General features: G+C 44.0%; 16 protein-coding genes and 1 pseudogene. 15 read left to right on the forward strand and 2 right to left on the reverse strand.

Annotated features, from left to right (window positions below; all coding sequences use genetic code 11):
* The first annotated feature begins 216 nt into the window (after positions 1–216).
* From BN1002_RS06820 to BN1002_RS23005, 9 genes and pseudogenes are all read left to right on the forward strand, one after another.
* Positions 217–1,020 (forward strand): cyanophycinase, encoded by an 804-nt coding sequence (locus BN1002_RS06820; protein ID WP_231574992.1) that lies wholly within the window; start codon positions 217–219, stop codon positions 1,018–1,020.
* A gap of 3 nt (positions 1,021–1,023) precedes the next feature.
* On the forward strand, positions 1,024–3,660 hold the full coding sequence (gene cphA, locus BN1002_RS06825) for a cyanophycin synthetase (protein ID WP_048824261.1): 2,637 nt from the start codon (positions 1,024–1,026) through the stop codon (positions 3,658–3,660).
* A 124-nt stretch (positions 3,661–3,784) separates the two neighbouring features.
* A complete protein-coding gene (ytvI, locus tag BN1002_RS06830) occupies positions 3,785–4,816 on the forward strand; it encodes a sporulation integral membrane protein YtvI (RefSeq protein ID WP_048824262.1) in 1,032 nt (343 codons plus the stop codon).
* A 184-nt stretch (positions 4,817–5,000) separates the two neighbouring features.
* Positions 5,001–5,111 (forward strand): YjcZ family sporulation protein, encoded by a 111-nt coding sequence (locus BN1002_RS23215; protein WP_082036165.1) that lies wholly within the window; start codon positions 5,001–5,003, stop codon positions 5,109–5,111.
* 57 nt (positions 5,112–5,168) lie between these two features.
* Positions 5,169–5,267: pseudogene (locus BN1002_RS23220) on the forward strand (YjcZ family sporulation protein); the annotation flags it as partial.
* Positions 5,268–5,505: 238 nt separating this feature from the next.
* Positions 5,506–6,798 (forward strand): ABC transporter substrate-binding protein, encoded by a 1,293-nt coding sequence (locus BN1002_RS06835; protein ID WP_048824263.1) that lies wholly within the window; start codon positions 5,506–5,508, stop codon positions 6,796–6,798.
* Between the two features lie 85 nt (positions 6,799–6,883).
* Positions 6,884–7,891, forward strand: coding sequence for a carbohydrate ABC transporter permease (locus tag BN1002_RS06840; RefSeq protein ID WP_331386301.1), 1,008 nt, complete (start codon positions 6,884–6,886; stop codon positions 7,889–7,891).
* Positions 7,888–8,757, forward strand: a complete 870-nt coding sequence (locus tag BN1002_RS06845) for a carbohydrate ABC transporter permease (protein ID WP_048824264.1) — start codon at positions 7,888–7,890, stop codon at positions 8,755–8,757. The genes BN1002_RS06840 and BN1002_RS06845 overlap by 4 nt, the downstream gene beginning before the upstream one ends.
* A gap of 107 nt (positions 8,758–8,864) precedes the next feature.
* Positions 8,865–9,425: a cell wall hydrolase gene (locus BN1002_RS23005; protein ID WP_082036167.1), complete on the forward strand. Its 561-nt coding sequence runs from the start codon at positions 8,865–8,867 to the stop codon at positions 9,423–9,425.
* A 54-nt stretch (positions 9,426–9,479) separates the two neighbouring features.
* Here BN1002_RS23005 and BN1002_RS06855 read toward each other — a convergent pair whose 3' ends face one another.
* Positions 9,480–11,213 (reverse strand): AAA family ATPase, encoded by a 1,734-nt coding sequence (locus tag BN1002_RS06855; protein WP_231575094.1) that lies wholly within the window; start codon positions 11,211–11,213, stop codon positions 9,480–9,482.
* Between the two features lie 410 nt (positions 11,214–11,623).
* Between BN1002_RS06855 and BN1002_RS06860 the strand changes: the two genes are divergently transcribed.
* From BN1002_RS06860 to BN1002_RS06885, 6 genes are all read left to right on the forward strand, one after another.
* Positions 11,624–13,204 carry a peptide chain release factor 3 gene (locus tag BN1002_RS06860; RefSeq protein WP_048824266.1) on the forward strand — a complete coding sequence of 527 codons (1,581 nt, stop codon included), beginning with the start codon at positions 11,624–11,626 and terminating at the stop codon, positions 13,202–13,204.
* 118 nt (positions 13,205–13,322) lie between these two features.
* Positions 13,323–14,417: an SDR family oxidoreductase gene (locus tag BN1002_RS06865; RefSeq protein ID WP_048824267.1), complete on the forward strand. Its 1,095-nt coding sequence runs from the start codon at positions 13,323–13,325 to the stop codon at positions 14,415–14,417.
* 259 nt (positions 14,418–14,676) lie between these two features.
* Entirely contained in the window at positions 14,677–15,438 is a 762-nt protein-coding gene (locus tag BN1002_RS06870; protein ID WP_048824268.1) for a TerC family protein, read from the forward strand.
* Between the two features lie 164 nt (positions 15,439–15,602).
* The gene (locus tag BN1002_RS06875) at positions 15,603–16,712 is read left to right on the forward strand and encodes a DUF5667 domain-containing protein (protein WP_048824269.1); all 1,110 of its coding nucleotides are present in this window, start codon (positions 15,603–15,605) and stop codon (positions 16,710–16,712) included.
* Positions 16,713–16,804: 92 nt separating this feature from the next.
* Complete coding sequence (gene sigI / locus BN1002_RS06880) at positions 16,805–17,560, forward strand: RNA polymerase sigma factor SigI (RefSeq protein WP_231574993.1); 756 nt, start codon at positions 16,805–16,807, stop codon at positions 17,558–17,560.
* Positions 17,557–18,720, forward strand: coding sequence for an anti-sigma factor domain-containing protein (locus BN1002_RS06885; RefSeq protein WP_048824271.1), 1,164 nt, complete (start codon positions 17,557–17,559; stop codon positions 18,718–18,720). Before sigI ends, BN1002_RS06885 begins: the two co-directional genes overlap by 4 nt.
* Positions 18,721–19,225: 505 nt before the next feature.
* Here the strand turns inward: BN1002_RS06885 and BN1002_RS06890 are convergent.
* Positions 19,226–19,426, reverse strand: a complete 201-nt coding sequence (locus tag BN1002_RS06890; RefSeq protein ID WP_048824272.1) for an alpha/beta-type small acid-soluble spore protein — start codon at positions 19,424–19,426, stop codon at positions 19,226–19,228.
* Positions 19,427–19,456: the final 30 nt, after the last annotated feature.

Consider the following 19,456-nt stretch of genomic DNA (forward strand, 5'->3'; position numbering starts at 1 on the left):
ATCACCTCTCCTTTATGTATACCCATTCGAATGATTGAATAAAACACGTTGGCAATTAGCGAAGGGAGATATCTCGAAGGTGGATAATTTTTTTCCAAGACAGAGATAAATATAGGTTTTTTTACATATACCTTTCTACGGATGAAGTTTTGAAAACGCTTAAACGGGTATATATAAGATGTTCAATTTGAAAATTTTACCGGACAGGTGATGATTTTGAAACGTGGCCCTTTGTTGATTATTGGAGGTGCGGAAGAAAAATACCGCGGAGTAACCATACTGAAGAAATTTGTCGAGCTCGCCTCCAAAAGGGAAGGAAAAGTTGGCATTCTTACTACCGCCACGAAAATTCCCAAACAGGTCGGCAGTGAATACAAAGAAGTGTTCGAAAACCTTGGGATTAAAGAGGCAGTGACAATCGATGTGAATTCGAGGGAAATGTCTGAAGATCCAATAATATTGGAAACAGTTGAGGGCCTATCTGCTCTTTTTATTACCGGTGGCGACCAGAGCAGGCTGACACAGATGATCACAGGCAGTCGACTGCATAAGCTGTTTTATGATATGTGGCAAAATGGGCTGGTGATTGGAGGAACAAGCGCTGGTGCTTCCATCATGGGAAAACATATGATTGTCAATGCCCTTACAAAGGATTCGGATGATGTCCTTCGAGTGGAAATGGACAACGGGTTTGGCTTTATGTCAGACATGCTGATTGACCAGCATTTTTCGCAAAGGTCCCGGTTTGACAGGCTTCTTGGCGCGATAGCCGGAAATCCGAATTTAATGGGAATTGGCATTGATGAAAATACTGCCATCCTGGTTGATGGCGGCCAATTCGATGTAATTGGGGAACACCAGGTGCTTATACTTGACGGTAAAGAGAATGCTTATGTTGAAGTAAAAAAATCCGATAATGGGAGTGAGGAGCTCACCTTATCAAACTTTAAACTTCACACCCTGACTCACGGCTATAAATTTGACCTTCAAAATAGAAAATTAATCGTAAAAGGGGAGTAAATCATGAAGATTAACCGGGTACGGTATTTAAAGGGGCCAAATTACTTTAGCTATAAACCGACAATGTGGTTTGAACTGGATTTGGAAGAGTTGGAATTCAGCCCGTCAAATATGCTTTCCGGGTTCACTAGCGCATTAATGAAAACCCTCCCAAGCCTAAGGAGCCATACATGCTCCCTCGGTTATGAAGGAGGGTTTGTCGAGCGCCTGGAAGAAGGAACCTGGATGGGCCATATTCTCGAGCATATAGCGATTGAATTGCAATACCTTGCCGGCATCATGGTTAAAAGAGGGAAAACGATAACCAGCAACAAAAAGGGGATTTATTTTGTTACATACGATTACCGTGAGCCTAAGTCAGGTTTATATGCATTTGAAGCGGCAATGGAAATAGTCGGCAGCATTCTCGCTGGTGCTTCGTCCGTTGATGCAAAACCTTATATCAAACAGATTGAAAATCTTTATTATCAGAATAAACTAGGGCCAAGTACAGAGGCGATTTACAATGCAGCCTTCGCAAAAGGGATTCCCGTCGAGCGGATTGGTTCAGACAGTATGGTCCGCCTTGGCACAGGCAAAAAGCAGAAGTTCGTCCAGGCAACGATTACTAGCCAGACTTCCTATCTTGCGGTGGAAAATGCCTGTGACAAGCAAATCACAAAGACTATTCTCTCAAGTGTGGGTGTCCCTGTACCCGAGGGGGATTCAGCCTGCTCGACAGAGGAAATTTTCGAATTGGCCGAACGTGTCGGTTTTCCACTCGTCATTAAACCCCTCAACGGGAATCAAGGCCGGGGGGTCCTGACCAATATTAAAAACAGGGAGGAGCTTTTCGGCATTCTCCATTGCGTTGAAAACCAGGAAACTGAAATGATTGTTGAAAGGTATTATGAAGGCCATGATTACAGACTTCTCGTTGTCGATGGTGAACTAATTGCAGCGAGCATGAGAATTGCTCCGTTCATCATCGGGAATGGAAAGGACTCAATCAGGAAACTAATTGAAGAAGAAAATAAAAATCCGCTCAGAGGGGACGGGCATGAAAAGCCGATGACAAAAATCCCCTTGAATACAATCGTTGCCTGCCATCTCGAGAAATCCAATATGACACTAGATACCATTCCTGAACCGGGAAGGGTTATCCCCGTGGCCGGTAACGCCAACCTTTCCACGGGCGGAATGGCAATCGACGTGACGGATGAGGTCCATCATTCTATCAAGGAAATGGCGGCACTTGCGGCAAAGTCGATTGGTCTGGATGTGGCTGGCGTTGATTTTATTTGTCCCGATATAACGGCTCCTCTTAATAGCACAACGTCTGCAGTCGTTGAAGTTAATGCCGCCCCGGGAATCAGGATGCACCATTATCCCTCTAAGGGAAAGGCGAGGGATGTAGGGAAGGCGATTGTGGATTATTTATTCAAAACAAGGGAAGAAGCGGCAATCCCGATTATCGCTATTACAGGAACAAATGGTAAAACGACAACTACCAGGATGATCAAGCACTTCCTGGAAAGGGACGGATATACGGTCGGAATGACGAATTCAGATGGTGTCTACATTGGGAACCGGACAATCGATGAAGGTGATTGCAGCGGGCCAATCAGCGCGAGGAAAATCCTGTCCAATCCCGAGGTGGATGCGGCAGTCCTTGAATCAGCGAGGGGAGGAATCCTTCGTGAGGGCTTGGCTTTTAGGGAATGCGATGTGGGTATTGTTACGAATGTTTCCGAAGACCATCTGGGTCAGGATGGGATTGAGGATTTCTGCCAGCTAGTAAAATTAAAAAGACTTATTCCTGAGGTAGTCAGGGAAGATGGCGTCTGCATTTTAAATGCGGACGATCCCGAGGTCATCCAGATGGCATCCCACACAAGAGCCCGAATTGTTTATACAAGCCTGTTCCACACAAATCATCATATTGAGGAAGCCATTGAAAGAGGATCAACTGTTTGGTACCTCGGAGAGGATAACTGGGTAACATGTGTGGAAGAGGGAAAAGCCATTAAACTGCTTCCAGTAAAAGATATCCCTGTAACAATCGAGGGGAAGGCCAGGCACAATATCGCCAACCTTCTTCAAGCCCTCGCCGCCGCGCATTGCCAGGGAGTAGAAATCGAAACACTGAGGGAAAAGGCTCTAAGGTTTAAACCTGACCAGGAGCAGTCAAAAGGCCGGTTCAATAGCTTTGAATTGGATGGCAGATTGGTGATTGTAGATTACGCCCATAATATCGCCGGCTTGAATGCGTTTTTTGAAACAGCCAATCATTTCAGGCAAGGAATTACGACAACGGTCCTATCTTCCCCGGGAGACAGGCAGGACCATGAAATACGCGAAATGGCAAGAATAGCCATCAAAAATTCCGATCGGGTTATCATTCGGGAAGATGAGGACCTCCGCGGCAGGGCACCGTATGAAACAGCCAATATGATGCATGCGGCAGCTCTTAGGGAAAAAGGCGGGACCGGGAAACAGCTATCCATCATCAAAGATGAACTCAAGGCTTATCACGAGGCTTGGAACCTTTCGATGCCGGGTGACTCATTGCTTTTCCTTTATGAAAAGTTTTCTGTTATTACCGATTTTCTCTCGGAAGTTAGTGGCAGGAAGAAAATTCTGGCTAAAAAGATTATTTAGGGGATGCCCGTATGGCTTCCCTTTTTATTTTTTTCGACAAAAGCTTCGCATTACGGCTTGTTAATCGTTATAATTAACAGTAATACAATATTATTGGTTTCAAAAGCTGCCGGGAGAGAAAACTATGTGGAAGAAATGGATCGTTTTAGCAGTCGTAATACTGCTTTTTATATTTTTCATACCTTACAGCCTGCCGCTTTTATTCGCGCTTGTTACAGCTGTCCTGCTCGAAGGGCTTGTCGGCTATTTCCAAAAAAAATTAAAGCTTAGCAGGATGAAATCAGTCATCGCCTCTTTCATCGCATTTCTGCTTGGTATTTTGGTTATCGGATACAACCTGTTCCTCATCCTTTTTCAACAGGTTCTAAATCTTTCCGAGAAAACCCCTACTTACGTAAGGGATCTTTATTCCTCAGGGATCAAGCCACTGATAAGGAAATGGAAAGCATACTCGCAGACGCTTCCGCCAGATGTGATTGCCTCTATAGAAAAGACCCTTGACGAATCCGTAAATACAGTTGATAGGTTTGTACAGGAAATTATCCATGTGCTAATCGGTTTTTTAACCTCCATACCCGGATTCCTGATTGAGTTCCTGATCTATTTGGTAGCACTGTTTTTAATCAGCATGGAGCTGCCGGAAATAAAGGCTTCCATTAAGTCCAGGTTGACGGAAAATACGAAGAAAAAAGTTTCCATTGTCCTTAACCAATTAACGAAGGCTGGCGTCGGGTTTATTAAAGCACAAATCATTCTGAGCCTCATTACGTTTTTTCTTGCCTTTACAGGGCTTCTTCTCTTAAAAGTAAAGTATGCAGCGCTTTTTTCCCTGCTGATCGTACTGGTCGATATCCTGCCTATTCTCGGGACGGGATCCTTCCTTGTTCCGTGGGCCGTCATCTCTATTATGCAGGGGAAACAGTTCCTGGGAATCGGCTTGATCATCCTGTTTGTGGCCATTACAGTCATCAGGCGAATCATCGAGCCAAAGGTTTATGCAACCAGCCTGGGTATATCTCCGCTTGCCTCACTTGCCAGCTTGTACATTGGTTTCAAGCTGATTGGCTTTGTCGGATTATTCGCCGGCCCGGCACTGGTCATTTTAATTGATGCGCTCGTCAAGGTAAATGTCATTAAAATGAACTTTAAATTATAATTGCTGAAGGACCCGGGAGCGGGTCCTTTTTCATTTGTATTTACCCATTTGCCGGCTATTAATGGAAATTGGACCCCGAGTATGAGTTTACATATGCCCATTTATGAAAAATCCTTCTGTGTCTATTGCACATTTTCAGGTTAGTGAATAGGATATATGGACTTAACAAAAGGAGGTAATGTGAATGTCTGGTGGAGCATGCGGTTACGGCGGAGGTTTTGCCCTGCTAGTTGTCCTATTCATTCTGTTAGTTATCATCGGGGCTTCCTGGGGATACGGCGGATTCTATTATTAAATAGGGGGAGGTTCTAATATGTTTGGATATGGATACGGCGGTTACGGATATGGCTGTGGCGGCTATGGTGGCGGCTATGGTGGGGGCTTTGCCCTTATAGTTGTCCTGTTTATCCTTCTGATTATAGTTGGTGCTGCATGTTTTAGATTCTGCTGATGTGCGGCAAAAGGCTGGCCTGCGGGCCAGCCTTTTTTTATCCTTCTTTTTGCCCAGCTTTAGTGAATTGAAGCCCCCCTTCTTATCATATTTTCTAAAAATTTTCTTCAAACTTTTTAAGGGAATGGAAGAAGTTTGTCAACATATAGCGGTTTCCTTCGAATAAAAGTTTGGAAGTCGAAATAATGGGTAAAACGATAGAGGCTTTGAAAATACATACAAAATATAGGAGGAAAAAATGAGAAAGGGAATATTGGGGTTTTTAAGTTTACTGTTAGTGTTAGGGATGCTAGCAGGATGCAGCGGAGAGAAAAGCAACGCTGACACAAAGACTAAAGATGGCAAGGTTGTCATCAATTTCTGGACCTTTTGGGGATCGGAAACACGCAGGCCAATTATTGAGAAAATCGTTAAGGATTTTAATGAATCACAGGATAAAATTGAAGTTAAACATACATTTTTACCTTGGGGAGATATTTGGACGAAAAATCTGGCTTCTGTAGCCGCGGGAAATCCTGCTGACGTGATTGTGAACGACATCAACTCAGTTGCGCAGCGCGCGGAAAATAACCAGGCGGAAGATTTAAGCAAATATCTCGATGAAAACTTTAAGGATCATTTCTATCCACACTTATGGGAAACCGTTATCCATGACGGAAAGCCATATGCGGTGCCTTTTAATACAGACACGAGACTTTTATTTTACAATAAAAAAGCATTCAAAGAAGCAGGGCTTGATCCTGAAAAGCCGCCTCAAACCTGGGCAGAGTTAGAAGAGGATGCCAAAAAGCTTGATATCAAAAATGGAGATAAATATGAACGCTTCGGCTTCTACCCGCAATGGGGGAGCATTGGCCCTTCTGCCTGGATGGCAAGCGCTGACGATGGAAAAGGTTTTATTGTAGACGGGAAACCTGAAATCAATACAGCCAAAAAGCTTGAAGCACTGAAATGGTTGCTTGACTGGCAGGAAAGATATGGCGAGAAAAACGTCCAGGCATTCAAAGCGGAATTTGGCAGCGAACAGTCAAATCCGTTCATTTCTGGAAAAGTCGCCATGTTTGTTGATGTCGGCACCTTCTATACCCAAATCAGGGATTACGGCAAGGATTTAGAATTCGGCGTCGCAAAAATTCCTTCCTATGATGAAAACAGCAAACATTGGGCAGATGGCGGAGGCTTCGTGGTTGAAGTGCCGAAGGGCTCGAAGCATCCAAAGGAAGCGGTTGAGTTTATTAAATACCTGACTGGAAAAGAAGCTCAGAAATATTGGGGCGAAAAGAACTACGATAATGTTGCCAATATTGAAGCCTCCAAAGCGGTGGCCGAGTCACTTGATGGACAAGCCAAGGAAGTTTATGAACTTTCGGTCGAGAACTTGGATGAAACAAATCTTTATCCAGTACCGCTTGAGTATCCAGATTACCAAAATCGGATTAATCCACTTATCGATAAAGTCTTTGCCGGGAAAATGAGCCCTGAAGATGCATTGGCAAAGGCCGAGGAAGATGTCAAAAAGATGAAGAAATAGTCCATAGAAGTTTTGTCGAGAGAGAAGGGATGGCTATGCTGTCCTTCTCTCTTTTCACTAGTGAGGAATAGAAAGAGGGGGAATTATGAGACAATCACAATCATCGGATGCGGCACTGTCTGGCGACCTTAAGCTTGGACCCGGGAAGAGTGCGGCTATGGGCACCTCCCGCGGAATGTCTCCTAAAAACCGTCTGTCAAGAGCGGCGAAGGAGAATTTATGGGGGTATATATTTATCAGTCCCTGGATCATTGGCTTTACATGCCTGACTCTGGGACCGCTTTTGTTTTCTTTGGCCGCAAGTTTTACTGATTATAATATTACTTCAAAGATGAACTTTATTGGATTCGATAATTTTGTCAGAATGTTTACGATTGATGACCTGTTTTGGACGTCTCTATGGAATACATTGTATTATGTTATTTTTTCTGTTCCATTAACGACAGCAGGTGCTATTTTGATTGCTGTTCTCCTGAATCAGAAAATTTTCGGAATGAAGGTTTTCAGGACGATTTATTATTTGCCGGCTATTCTATCGGGTGTTGCCGTCTATTTTTTATGGATGCAGCTGTTAAGCCCATCAACCGGGCTTGTGAATACATTCCTCGGATGGTTTGGAGTTGACGGACCGGCATGGCTCTTTGATCCAGAGTGGACAAAGCCTGCGCTGATCCTGATGAAAATGTGGGGAGTCGGCGGGGGGATGCTCTTATATTTAGCCAGCCTCCAAGGGGTTTCCAGCGAAATGTATGAAGCAGCGGACATCGAAGGCGCTACCGGCCTGCAGAAATTCTTTTACATTACTGTCCCGATGATTTCACCAATTATCTTTTTTGATATACTGACCAGCACAATCGGTGCATTCCAGATTTTTCAGGAAGCCTACGTCATGACGGAAAATGGGAGCGGCGCGCCGGCGAACTCACTCTTATTCTATAATCTCCATATGTGGAACAATGCATTTAAAATATTTGACATGGGCTATGCGTCTGCGATGGCATGGATTTTGTTCATTATTGTCATGATTCTCACAGTTTTGAACTTGAAGCTTGGAAAGGGATGGGTCCACTATGAGGGGGGAGACAATAAATGAGCGCATACACAGAGCCAAAGTTTTATGAAAAGAAAAAATTCAAAGAAAAAATAAAATCATGGACGATCACCCTCCTGCTAGTGGCAGGGAGTGTTGTCATTTTATCCCCTCTTTGGTGGATGATCTCGACATCTCTAAAGACACCAGCGGAAATCGCCCAATACCCTCCTACGTTCTTCCCGAAAGAAATCAGATTCGATAATTATATAAAAGCATGGCAGACCGCGCCATTCACAAGATGGGCCCTCAACACTTTATTTATTGCTGTGATAGGAACGATTGGAAGTGTAGCCATCAATTCACTGGTTGCCTATTCCTTTGCCAAAATTCGCTTTAAAGGGCGCAATGTGCTCTTTATCATTGTACTTTCGACCATGTTGATTCCGGGCTTTGTGACGATGGTTCCACAGTATATCCTTTTCTCGAAGCTGGGGTGGGTCAATACATATCTCCCACTTATCGTGCCGGCATTTCTGGGAAGCGCGTTTTTTATTTTCCTGCTTAGGCAGTTCATGATGACCATACCGAATTCGCTTATTGAGGCGGCTGTGCTTGATGGGGCCAGCCATATTCAAATATGGTGGCATATTATGCTTCCGCTGACAAAGCCGGCGTTAATGGCGGTCGCGATTTTCTCATTCAACGGCGCCTGGAATGATTTGCTCGGTCCGCTCCTGTATATTAACGATGAAAACCTATATACTCTCCAAATCGGTCTGCAGACTTTTAAAGGTACCGTGCAGACCCAGTGGCACTACCTGATGTCAATGTCCGTAACAGTCCTGCTTCCGGTTGTTTTGATTTTCTTCTTTTTCCAGCGATATTTTATTGAGGGATCGAACATATCATCAGGGACAAAAGGTTGAAAAGGAAAAATCTTCTCTGCTTTCCATGGGAAGTTTTTGGGGTTGGTTTAAGGCTAGGTTCAATGTTAGCCTAATAAGGAATTGAATTAAAGAAGGGAGTTGGAGGAATGAGAGTGCAGAAACCTGTATTCATGCTTCTAGTGCCGGCTATGTTGCTCATGCTCGCCTTCCCTTTTTTGGCGTCGGGCAAAACAATGGGCCTTATGGCTGCAGAACCGGCCAAAGCGGCAGTTAACGAAGCAAAAAAACATAAAAAAACGGCAGGAATAAAGAAAATACCTGATCAATATGCGTTAGATAAGAAGCTTGATCTGACAAATGAAGAAAAAGACTTGTTGGCAAGGCTTGTCCATGCTGAGGCAAAAGGTGAGCCATTTAAAGGGAAAGTCGCTGTAGCGGAAGTTGTCTTGAACCGCATGGAGGATGAAAAGTTTCCTGATACAGTAAAGGGCGTCATCTATGAGAAAAGACAGTTTGACCCAGTGGCAAATGGTGAAATTAATAAGCCAGCGGGCAGTGAAGCGAAAAAGGCAGTTGATGAGGCACTGTCACCGAAGGAAAAAGTTACGGATGCTCTTTTCTTTTACAATCCTGAAACTGCCGGGGATAAGTGGATTAAGACAAGGCCTGTGATCGGCAAAATAGGAAGGCATGCTTTTACAAGTTAAATTTGTCCTTGCGACAATAAAAATGCCGGCTCCCCCGATGGAGCCGGCATTTTTTTATGCGTAAATATATTCTTCTTCAGCCTTGCTTGAAGCAATGACTTCTTCTACTTCAGAACCTTCGAGAGTTTCTTTTTTGAGAAGGGCTTCAACAAGGTTTTCATATGCTTTTCGGTTGGAGCGGATAATCAGCTCGGACTTTTCAAGGCCGTTTTCAAACAGCTCCTGCATTTTTGCTTCCTTTTCGGTCTTCACGAAAGTGAGTGTAAAACCGTCCTGAAGCATGCCTGTGTCAACCATTTGCTCAATCAGGTGCTTCGCTTGCTGGACGTCCCCGCTGACACCGATACTGTGCTCGCCAAGGTATAAGCGCTCGGCGACTCCGCCGGCAAGGATCATTGCAATCCTGTCCAGTAAATCACTCGTTGTGGATAAATGAAGTTCTTTAGGAATAGGCGCCACATAGCCAAGCGCATCGCCACGCGGAATGATGGTTGCTTTCCTTACGGATCCTGGCTTAGTAATTGCAGCCACAATCGCATGCCCGGCTTCGTGGATGGCTACCCGCTTCTTTGTGTCAGCATCCTGCAAGGCGCGTGAAGTGCTTCCGAGAATTGTTCGGTCCAACGCGTAATCTAGATCCGCTTTTGTGATTAAATCCTGGCCATTACGGACTGCCCGTCTGCTGGCCGTTTCAAATAGCATACTGATATCGGCTCCGGAGAACCCTGAGGTGCTTTCAGCAAGATCATCAAGTGAGTCCCTGACATCATCCGCAAGCATTTTGCCGTTTGTGTGAATCTCAATAATTTCCCGGCGGCCTTTTGTATCAGGAAGTGGCACTTGGAAAGAGAAATCAATTCGTCCAGGGCGGAGGAATGCGTCATCGAGCATATCCTTCCGGTTCGTTGCTGCGACGAATAATATCCCTTCATTAGAGTGGCCGCCATCCAATTGAACAAGAAGCTCGGTCAACGTTTTTTCAGATTCTTCTCCTCCGAGCGCTTTTCTTTTGCCGGCCAAAGCATCGACTTCATCAACGAAAATAACCGCTGGGGTTTGTTTTCTTGCATTTTGGAAGAGGCTACGCACCCTCGAGGCACCTACTCCAACAAACATTTCATTGAAGGCTGAGCCGCTTGTTGAAAAAAAGGAAGCACCAAGTTCTTTTGCCATCGCCTGCGCCAGCAGGGTTTTCCCTGTTCCAGGAGGTCCATATAACAAAATGCCTTTTGGAGGTTTGATCCCAAGCTTGGAAGAACGCTCAGGCTCTTTGAAAATAGAAAGTGTCTGAAGGATCTCTTCCTTCATTTCATCCCCTAGGCCGCCGACATCTTTTAATGAGATAGAAGGGAGCGGTCTTGCTTTCGAGAGGCTGTTTTTCATTGAATTGGTGACTCCTAGGCCGCTGCCGCCTTTCGCTTTTTGCATGGCGAACGCCGCTGCTGCCAGTGAAACGATTACGCCTCCCATAATCCATTTTCCGTATTTGCTGTTGCTCGTAAATGTATAATCAACATTGTATTTGGAAACTAATTCGTCTGCCATTTGGCTGTTTGGTGGCACTTTCGTCACGAATATCCCCTCGCTTGTTGTTAGTGTAAGGCTGCCATTGGAATGTTCTTCAAGGCTGACTGTTTTGCCATTTTCCCCTGCAATCAACTTTTCCATGGAGGAGAAAGGGATTGCGACCTCTTTTGCCGTTGACTGAACTGCCCAGTATATACCTGCGGCTGCTATTATAACTGCTGATATCAGCGGTATGATTTTATGAATCGCTTTTTTACTCATATCCACTATGCTCATCTCCTTTAATGTCTATCTCTATTATATGAAAATACTTTTTGTAATAAATAGGGAATGAGTATTATGGAGGCTGGTAATTCAAGGGAAAAGGAGTGCGGGTGATTGAACAACTAGTGAAATTATAAGTAATTTGGCTCTGTATATAATGAAGGAATAATGAATGCGCAGGGCTTTTAGACTATTAATCCTGCAAAAAAACTAACAAAAGGGGCTTTTACTTTTTTTGAAAAAAGCTGCCGTTTTCAGACACAAAGCTGACAAAAATGGTTTAGAGGAACAAATGAACCAATTCTCAAATATCTATGAAAGGAATTCATGATTGCAAACTTGGATATCCAGCGATAAGATAGAAATTATGGACAAAACTCTAATTGTCAAAAGTGAGGAAACGAATTATGAGCAAGAATTTTAAAGAAGAAGTCCTGTCGAGAAGGACTTTTGCAATTATTTCACACCCGGATGCCGGTAAAACGACGATTACGGAAAAGCTCCTACTCTTTGGCGGGGCTATTCGGGACGCCGGTACAGTTAAAGCGAAAAAGACAGGTAAATTCGCGACCAGTGACTGGATGGAAATCGAAAAGCAGCGTGGAATTTCGGTAACATCGAGTGTCATGCAATTTGATTACAGTGGATTCAGGGTTAATATCCTTGATACACCGGGCCACCAGGATTTCAGTGAAGATACGTACAGGACATTAATGGCGGTTGACAGCGCCGTCATGGTCATCGACTCCGCTAAAGGGATTGAGGAACAGACGATGAAGCTGTTCAAGGTTTGCCGGATGCGCGGCATCCCGATTTTTACCTTTATGAACAAGCTGGACCGACAGGGAAAGCCGCCGCTTGAATTGCTGGCTGAACTGGAAGAGGTGCTTGGCATCGAATCTTATCCAATGAATTGGCCGATCGGGATGGGGAAGGAATTCCTCGGTATTTATGACCGTTACAATAAAAGGGTTGAGCAATTCAGGGTTGATGAAGATAAAAGATACATTCCCCTTAATGAAGAAGGCGAAATCGAAGGCGAGCATCCAATTAAAAATACCGGGCTTTACGATCAGACTCTTGAAGAAGTTTTGCTCCTTAATGAAGCGGGCAATGAATTTTCGGCCGAGCGAATTGCCAATGGGAATCTGACTCCTGTCTTTTTTGGAAGCGCCTTGACGAACTTTGGGGTCCAAACCTTCCTGGAAGCCTATCTGAAATTTGCTCCACCGCCAAAGCCGCGAAATTCGACTGCAGGTGAAGTAGATCCATTGTCGGAAAATTTCTCTGGTTTTATATTTAAAATACAGGCAAATATGAATCCAGCCCATCGTGACAGAATTGCTTTTGTCAGGGTGTGCTCGGGCAAGTTCGAACGCGGGATGAGCGTGAATGTTCCTCGGCTAGGAAAACAAATCAAGTTATCCCAGTCCACTTCATTCATGGCCGAAGAACGAAATACGGTCGAGGAAGCGGTTAGCGGTGACATCATTGGCTTATATGATACAGGGACCTATCAAATCGGTGATACGATCACATCAGGCAAGGAACAGTTCCAGTTTGAAAAACTCCCTCAATTTACTCCTGAATTATTCGTGAAGGTTATGGCGAAAAACGTCATGAAGCAAAAGTCTTTTTATAAAGGAATTGAACAGCTTGTCCAGGAAGGTGCAATCCAACTTTTCAAGACGGCCAGAATGGAAGAATACCTACTAGGCGCTGTCGGGCAGCTTCAGTTCGAAGTATTTGAACACAGGATGAAGAATGAATACAATTCGGATGTCATCATGGAACGGATCGGTTCCAAGGTCGCAAGATGGGTGGAAGGTGATTCGGTTAATGAAAACCTGTCAAATTCCAGAAGCCTGCTTGTGAAAGACCGTTTCGGGAAGTATGCATTCCTTTTCGAAAATGAATTTGCGCTAAGATGGTTCCAGGATAAGAACCCGGATGTAAAACTCTATAATCCAATGGATATGCACGACTAAGTGAATAAATACCGGAACCGGCGGCTTTGTCCGCCGGTTTTTGTGTTGTCGGGAAAAATTGACAGTCGGTCTGTCGTTCCCATACAGTTAAACTATAAAAGCCAAAAGAGGGGATGTTATGGGGAAGCATTATTTTTTCACAGGATTTCCGGGTTTTATCTGCCATCAATTAATAAAAGAAATTTTGGCAATATCAGCAGGAAGCTCAGTGTATGTACTGGTGGTGCCGGCTATGGTCCAAAGGGCGGCGGAAGAAGCCGGCCGAATTTCGCTGGAGACCGGCCTTGACCGCGAGAAATTCCATATTATTGAAGGCGACATTACGAAGGAAGGCCTCGGCATCGAGGATACAGCCCTGGCGCTGTTGGAAAGGAATATTACCCACGTTTTCCACCTTGCAGCCATATATGATTTGGCTGTCCCGCGGGAGATTGCTTACAAAGTGAATGTGAAAGGGACGGAAAACGTTAATGCATGGGTAAAAGCTTTGCCGCTCCTTGAGAGATACATATACTTCAGTACGGCCTACGTAGCAGGCTTAAGGGAAGGGAGGCTGCTTGAAACCGAGCTGGTCAAGCCCCCTCGCTTTAAAAATCACTATGAAGAAACGAAGTATGAAGCTGAAGTGCTTGTAGAGGGATTGAAAAAGGATGTCCCGGTTACGATTATCCGCCCTGGGATCGTAAAAGGGCATTCGAAAACGGGAGGAACGATCAAATTCGACGGCCCTTACTTTATCCTGAATTTCCTTGACCGGCTCCGTCTTCTGCCAATCATTCCGCGTCTGGGCCGAAGCAACGCTGTCATAAATCTTGTTCCAATTGATTTCATTATCGCAGCGACCGCGCACTTGGCACTGAAGGAAAATGCTGCCGGCAAAACCTATCATTTAACAGATCCGAATCCATATCGGGTAGAGGAACTATATGGAATGTTAATGGAGGCGCTTCTTGGAAAAAGGCCCAAAGGCACGTTGCCGCTTTCTTTAGCAAAAGCCGCGTTATCCCTGCCTCATGTGCGAAAAATGCTTGGGGTGGAAAAGGAAGCGCTCGACTACTTTACCTGGCAGGGGCATTTTGATTGTTCCCAGGCTCTTGAAGATTTGAAGGGATCGGGAATCCATTGCCCGGACTTTCAGAAAGGTGTCAATGCGATGGTAAAATTTTATAACGAAAATAAACACAATCGAGCCTTTCATGTGGATATTCGGTGAAGTTTTTCTTTCGCTGATTAGCACAAGACAAAAGGTCTGTCCGTAATATATAATTAAGATAACTAAATATATCCTTTTCAAAGGGGAGTAGCTGTTAGGGAAACCTAAAGCAAAGTCGTCATTTCGCGGTCCTTTTCCGCCGGCTTTGCTGGCAGACCATGTCTAGCAAGACCTTTGCCTTCAGGCAGGGGTCTTTTTTGCGTTATCACCAGCTCCTGGCTGAATGAAGAAGGAAATCCAAAAAATAGGAGGAATTTGGATGGAAGCTTCTTTGGTATTGGAGTATGGCTGGGTATTGCTAGTACTGGCGGGACTTGAGGGGATTTTGGCAGCTGACAATGCGGTTGTTCTAGCGGTGATGGTCAAGCATCTCCCCGAAAAAGAGCAAAAGAAAGCTTTATTTTACGGGCTGGCGGGAGCGTTTGTTTTTAGGTTTAGCGCGTTATTCATGATTTCTTTCTTATCGGGTGTTTGGCAGGTTCAGGCGGCAGGAGCTTTCTATTTATTGTATATTTCATTGAATCATATCCTGGGGAATCGAGTCCGGGAGAAAAAAGAATCACGGCCACCTGTCGGGCGTGCTTCATTTTGGATAACAGTGCTAAAAATTGAACTGGCTGATTTGGCGTTCGCAGTTGACTCGATGCTTGCAGCGGTTGCACTTGCCATCACTATTACCCCAGCGGGCTGGTTTACTATTGGCGGCCTTGATGGTGGACAATTCACGGTCATGTTTTTGGGCGGAATGATTGGCATTATCATGATGCGGTTTGCGGCCACCTGGTTCATCAGGCTGCTTAAAAAGCGGCCCAGCCTTGAAACGGCAGCTTTTCTTATTGTCGGCTGGGTAGGAGTAAAACTCACCGTATTTACACTCGCTCATCCTGAAGTCGCAATCCTTCCCGCACATTTCCCCGAATCTTTCGCATGGAAGATTACTTTCTGGACCGTGCTGATTGGAATTGCCACGGTTGGATTTATATTGTCAAAAAGGAAAGTCCTCGCCCAGTCTCGTTCGTAAAAAAAGTTCATCTCATAATTTCGGGGCCTTATTCCACCTGGGTTTAAGGCCTTTTTGCCATAGGTAAAAAGATATTATTTTTCGGTCACCCTCAAAAAGGGACTGCTCCCTTGCGTAAGGTCTAGTGAAAGGCGGCCGCAACAAATTTTAATAGGGGTGACATCATGAAAGAAATTGAAATGAAGAAGAAGATTGGCAAAACAGCATTAGCTATGGTTCTAGCAGGAACATTCGCATTTTCTCCAGTAATGGCTTCCGCAAATACACTTTCTGGCCAGGATGATAAAGAGGCTGAAAAAATTATTACAACAGAGGATGCTGAAAACGTCCAAGTTAACGATGATGCTGAAAAGCCTGCGCTTGTACCTGGAGACTTCTTCTATTTTGTAAAGATAGCCCTTGAAAAAATAAGGCTAGCCATCACATTTGATCATGACATGGAAGCTGAATTGCTGGCAGGTTATGCGGCAGAAAGACTTGCAGAAGCTGAAGAGCTTTTTAATGCCGGTGAAGAAGACCGCGCAGTTGAGACGATTAAATCAGCCATTGCTTATTTAAATGATTATGATAAGAAGGCTGAAGATGAAGAATCTAAAGAAGAGCCTGCAGTTGGGGAAGAAAGCGGGCAGCCTTCAGATGAAGAAAAACCTGCGGATGAAGTTCAAAAGGATGATGAAGTGGCTGATGAACAGCAACCCGCAGATGAAGAAGCAGTTGTAAAAGATGACGAAGATGCAACTGATTCAGAACAGGTAGTACGCCAAAACATTATTGCGCTTAAAGCCGCGATGGAAAAGGTGAAAAACCCGACCGCAAAGGCCATGCTTCAAAAAAATATCGATAAAACCTATAAAAAAATGGCTGAGAAGCTTGGTGAAATAGATGGAGTGAAGCCAGAAGAGGAAGAAAAAGATGAGGTTGCAACTGAAGATGAAACTATCGTAACCGAACCTTCCGTTCCCGTTACTGAAGAAGAGCAGCAAAAAGAAGATGAAGAAGTTAAGCCGGCTGTAATCATTCCGGCAGCTCCGACAAAACAGGCTGATAAAGAAGCCAAAAAAGCTGCAATTGAAGTAAGGAAACAAGAACAGCAAAAGACAGTAGAAGAAAAGAAAGCACAAAAACAAGCAGTAAAACAAGTGCGTAAAGCTGAAAAGCAAGAAGTAAAGCAGGCAAAGCAAGCTCAGCCCGCAGCAAAAAAGGAAAATAAATCGAACGGAAATTCCGGCCAAAACGGAAACAAGGGCGGGAAAAATCCGCACAATAAGCAATAAAACAAAGGAAAAGATAGCCTGTAATGGGGCTATCTTTTCCGTAAAAAGAACCACTTGGCATCTCTCCTATGCTATAATTGTGGACTAGAGAGGTGAGGGTTATGCTAAGCTTATTGTTCTTAGCCAAAAAAAAGAAACAGACGCTCGAAGAGTCTGTCCATTTAATACAGCAGGGTGACAAGAAGCTGAATAATGAACTGATTGAGGCATATAAACCATTCATTGCCAAAACCGTTTCAGTTGTCTGCAAACGGTATATTGTAGCTTCAGACGATGAGTTTAGCATAGGCCTTATCGCTTTTAATGAAGCAATTCAGAAGTATTCCCCAGAACGAGGGAATTCACTCCTAAGCTTTGCAGAGGTGCTGATCAAACGAAGGGTAATCGATTATATTAGAAAGCAGGCAAAGAACCCGACGGTGAGTCTGGAGCTGCAGCCTGATATAGGGGAAACAGAACCAAGGGGAACCCTTATTGAAAACGAAATATCCCTTGATGAATATCGAAAAAAAACGGATGAAGAATTGAGGCGGGAAGAAATTTTCCGGTTTCAGGCTCATTTGAAGGAGTTCGACCTGAGCTTTCAGGATTTGGTTGAACAGGCACCAAAACACGCTGACGCCAGGAAGAATGCGATCGAAACGGCCAGGCTTCTTGCAGAGAACCAAGAACTGAAGGAAAGCCTGTTTGAAAAAAAACGGCTCCCGATCAAACAGCTGGAAGAGCTTGTCGATGTCAGCCGAAAGACGCTAGAGCGCAATCGAAAATATATTATTGCAATGACTTTGATCATGTCCGGTGATTATGTTTACATGAAGGATTATATTAAAGGGGTGCTTGAATCATGAGGACAGGTATCGTTTTGGATATGGATGAAACATCTCTAACCCTATTGACCCCTGATGGAGAATTTGTTCGGGCGGACAGAAAAAAGAGAATCTATTCGATAGGCGAAGAAATTTCATTCGATCCAGTTGGAGGGATGGAGCGGCGAAAAAAGTTCGCTTTTGGAAAGCTTACAGGCATGAAGCGCGCCTGGATGGCAGCCGCGGCCGTATTCCTTCTAATGGCTTCCGCTCTTATTCCGTTGCAAAGCACGGATAAAGTATATGCTTATATGTCCATTGACGTAAATCCAAGTATTGAATTGGCGCTTAATGACGGGATGCAGGTAGTCAAAATGAATGCCTACAATCCTGAAGGGAATAAAATTGTCTCCAGCCTGAAACATTGGGAAAAAGAACCCGTATCAAATGTGGCGGAACAAATTCTCTCTGAAATCAATCGCCAGGGCTATTTTGCAAAAACAAATGATGTCATTATTTCTGCTGTCAATGCGAATAAAGTAAAACCTGAAGCTGAGGAAAAGCTTAAGGAAACGATGAAGGCAATTACAGAAAAAGCGGCGCAGGGCCAGCATAGAGTAAAGGTTTACAATGGCTCGCAAAAGGATTTAAAGGAAGCCAGAAAACTCGGCTTGACGACAGGCAAATATAAAGCTGAGGGTCACACTGGAAAGCAGGCAGCTGAAAACGGCGGAAAAAATGTTGGCGCCGGTAAAGGGACTGAACAAACCCCAGCGGCAGCGACAGGGAATAAGCCTGGCCAAGAAGTAAACGAAAATAAGAAAAAACTTCCGCCAGGACTGGAAAAGAAGGATGAAATCCCTGGGAAGCATGAAGAAAAGGCAGAAGACCTAGAGAAGAAAAACAACAATAAGCCTAATGGTAATCAGGGGAATGGGCAGAACAAAAACAAAGGCAAAGAGTTAAATAATCATTCTAAAAACAATAACCATATCAATAACAACAAAAATGATAACAAAGCCAATAATGAAAATGGCAAAAAAAAAGGCCATATGAACGAAGTAGGTAATTCTGACAAGAATATGAATGGCAAGGAAAATAAAAACAACAAGTCTGATAATGGAAAAGATAGAAAAGGCCAAAATCAGGGAAACCAAAACAAGCAAAACAAGGGAAAACAAAATGGGAAGTCCGGCAAATAAGCCGGGCTTTTTTATTTTGCCCGAAAAAGGACGTTTTCTGGCTCGAGGTCATGAAAAACCAATGCAGCCTGTAAAAATACATACTTTAGCGATGAAATTTAAACAATAATATGGTACGGGGTAGGGTAATAATTGTTTTTTAAAGTAAGAAGTTAATATTAATAATAAATATCCTGAAATATATTTCAGGATATCGCAAACTTTTTGGATATATCGCAAACTTTTTGGATATATCGCAAACTTTTTGGATATATCGCTAAATTTTTTAATATATCCGAATCTGTCACAATTCCGCCACAAATTCAGCGCCGAAAAGACCGAGGGGGTATACGAAGTTCACATTGGGAGTCACTGCCGAACGGTTGAATCCACTTCAATTCCGGTGTGACAAATCTTTCTGCATGGCAGGTAGAGAGAATGTGAGGGTTATTAATGATTATGAGAACATAAAAAGAGGCCGCCCCCTGTTTTGTCAGGCGGACGGCACTGTATCCATCATATTTTTTTATTGGCCATTTCTGCCAGTCATTTGAGCCTGTGCTTGTTGGACAAGGCGTTTTGTAATTTCCCCGCCTACCGAGCCATTCGCACGTGAAACTGTATCAGATCCCAGCTGAACGCCGAATTCCTGAGCAATTTCATATTTAACCTGGTCAAGGAATTGTTCAACTCCGGGAACAAGCAAATTATTGCTGTTTCTAGCCATGGTTTTTCACTCCTTTACTAGCATCAGAGA

The organism is Bacillus sp. B-jedd (assembly GCF_000821085.1).
Taxonomy (GTDB): domain Bacteria; phylum Bacillota; class Bacilli; order Bacillales; family Cytobacillaceae; genus Bacillus_D.

Excerpts from the sequence above, each read along its gene's own strand:
- cphA (WP_048824261.1), top strand. The coding sequence starts at position 1,024 with ATGAAGATTAACCGGGTACGGTATTTAAAGGGGCCAAATTACTTTAGC.
- ytvI (WP_048824262.1), top strand. The coding sequence starts at position 3,785 with ATGTGGAAGAAATGGATCGTTTTAGCAGTCGTAATACTGCTTTTTATA.
- BN1002_RS23215 (WP_082036165.1), top strand. The coding sequence starts at position 5,001 with ATGTCTGGTGGAGCATGCGGTTACGGCGGAGGTTTTGCCCTGCTAGTT.
- BN1002_RS06835 (WP_048824263.1), top strand. The coding sequence starts at position 5,506 with ATGAGAAAGGGAATATTGGGGTTTTTAAGTTTACTGTTAGTGTTAGGG.
- BN1002_RS06840 (WP_331386301.1), top strand. The coding sequence starts at position 6,884 with ATGAGACAATCACAATCATCGGATGCGGCACTGTCTGGCGACCTTAAG.
- BN1002_RS06845 (WP_048824264.1), top strand. The coding sequence starts at position 7,888 with ATGAGCGCATACACAGAGCCAAAGTTTTATGAAAAGAAAAAATTCAAA.
- BN1002_RS23005 (WP_082036167.1), top strand. The coding sequence starts at position 8,865 with ATGAGAGTGCAGAAACCTGTATTCATGCTTCTAGTGCCGGCTATGTTG.
- BN1002_RS06855 (WP_231575094.1), bottom strand. The coding sequence starts at position 11,213 with ATGAGTAAAAAAGCGATTCATAAAATCATACCGCTGATATCAGCAGTT.
- BN1002_RS06860 (WP_048824266.1), top strand. The coding sequence starts at position 11,624 with ATGAGCAAGAATTTTAAAGAAGAAGTCCTGTCGAGAAGGACTTTTGCA.
- BN1002_RS06865 (WP_048824267.1), top strand. The coding sequence starts at position 13,323 with ATGGGGAAGCATTATTTTTTCACAGGATTTCCGGGTTTTATCTGCCAT.
- BN1002_RS06870 (WP_048824268.1), top strand. The coding sequence starts at position 14,677 with ATGGAAGCTTCTTTGGTATTGGAGTATGGCTGGGTATTGCTAGTACTG.
- BN1002_RS06875 (WP_048824269.1), top strand. The coding sequence starts at position 15,603 with ATGAAAGAAATTGAAATGAAGAAGAAGATTGGCAAAACAGCATTAGCT.
- BN1002_RS06885 (WP_048824271.1), top strand. The coding sequence starts at position 17,557 with ATGAGGACAGGTATCGTTTTGGATATGGATGAAACATCTCTAACCCTA.
- BN1002_RS06890 (WP_048824272.1), bottom strand. The coding sequence starts at position 19,426 with ATGGCTAGAAACAGCAATAATTTGCTTGTTCCCGGAGTTGAACAATTC.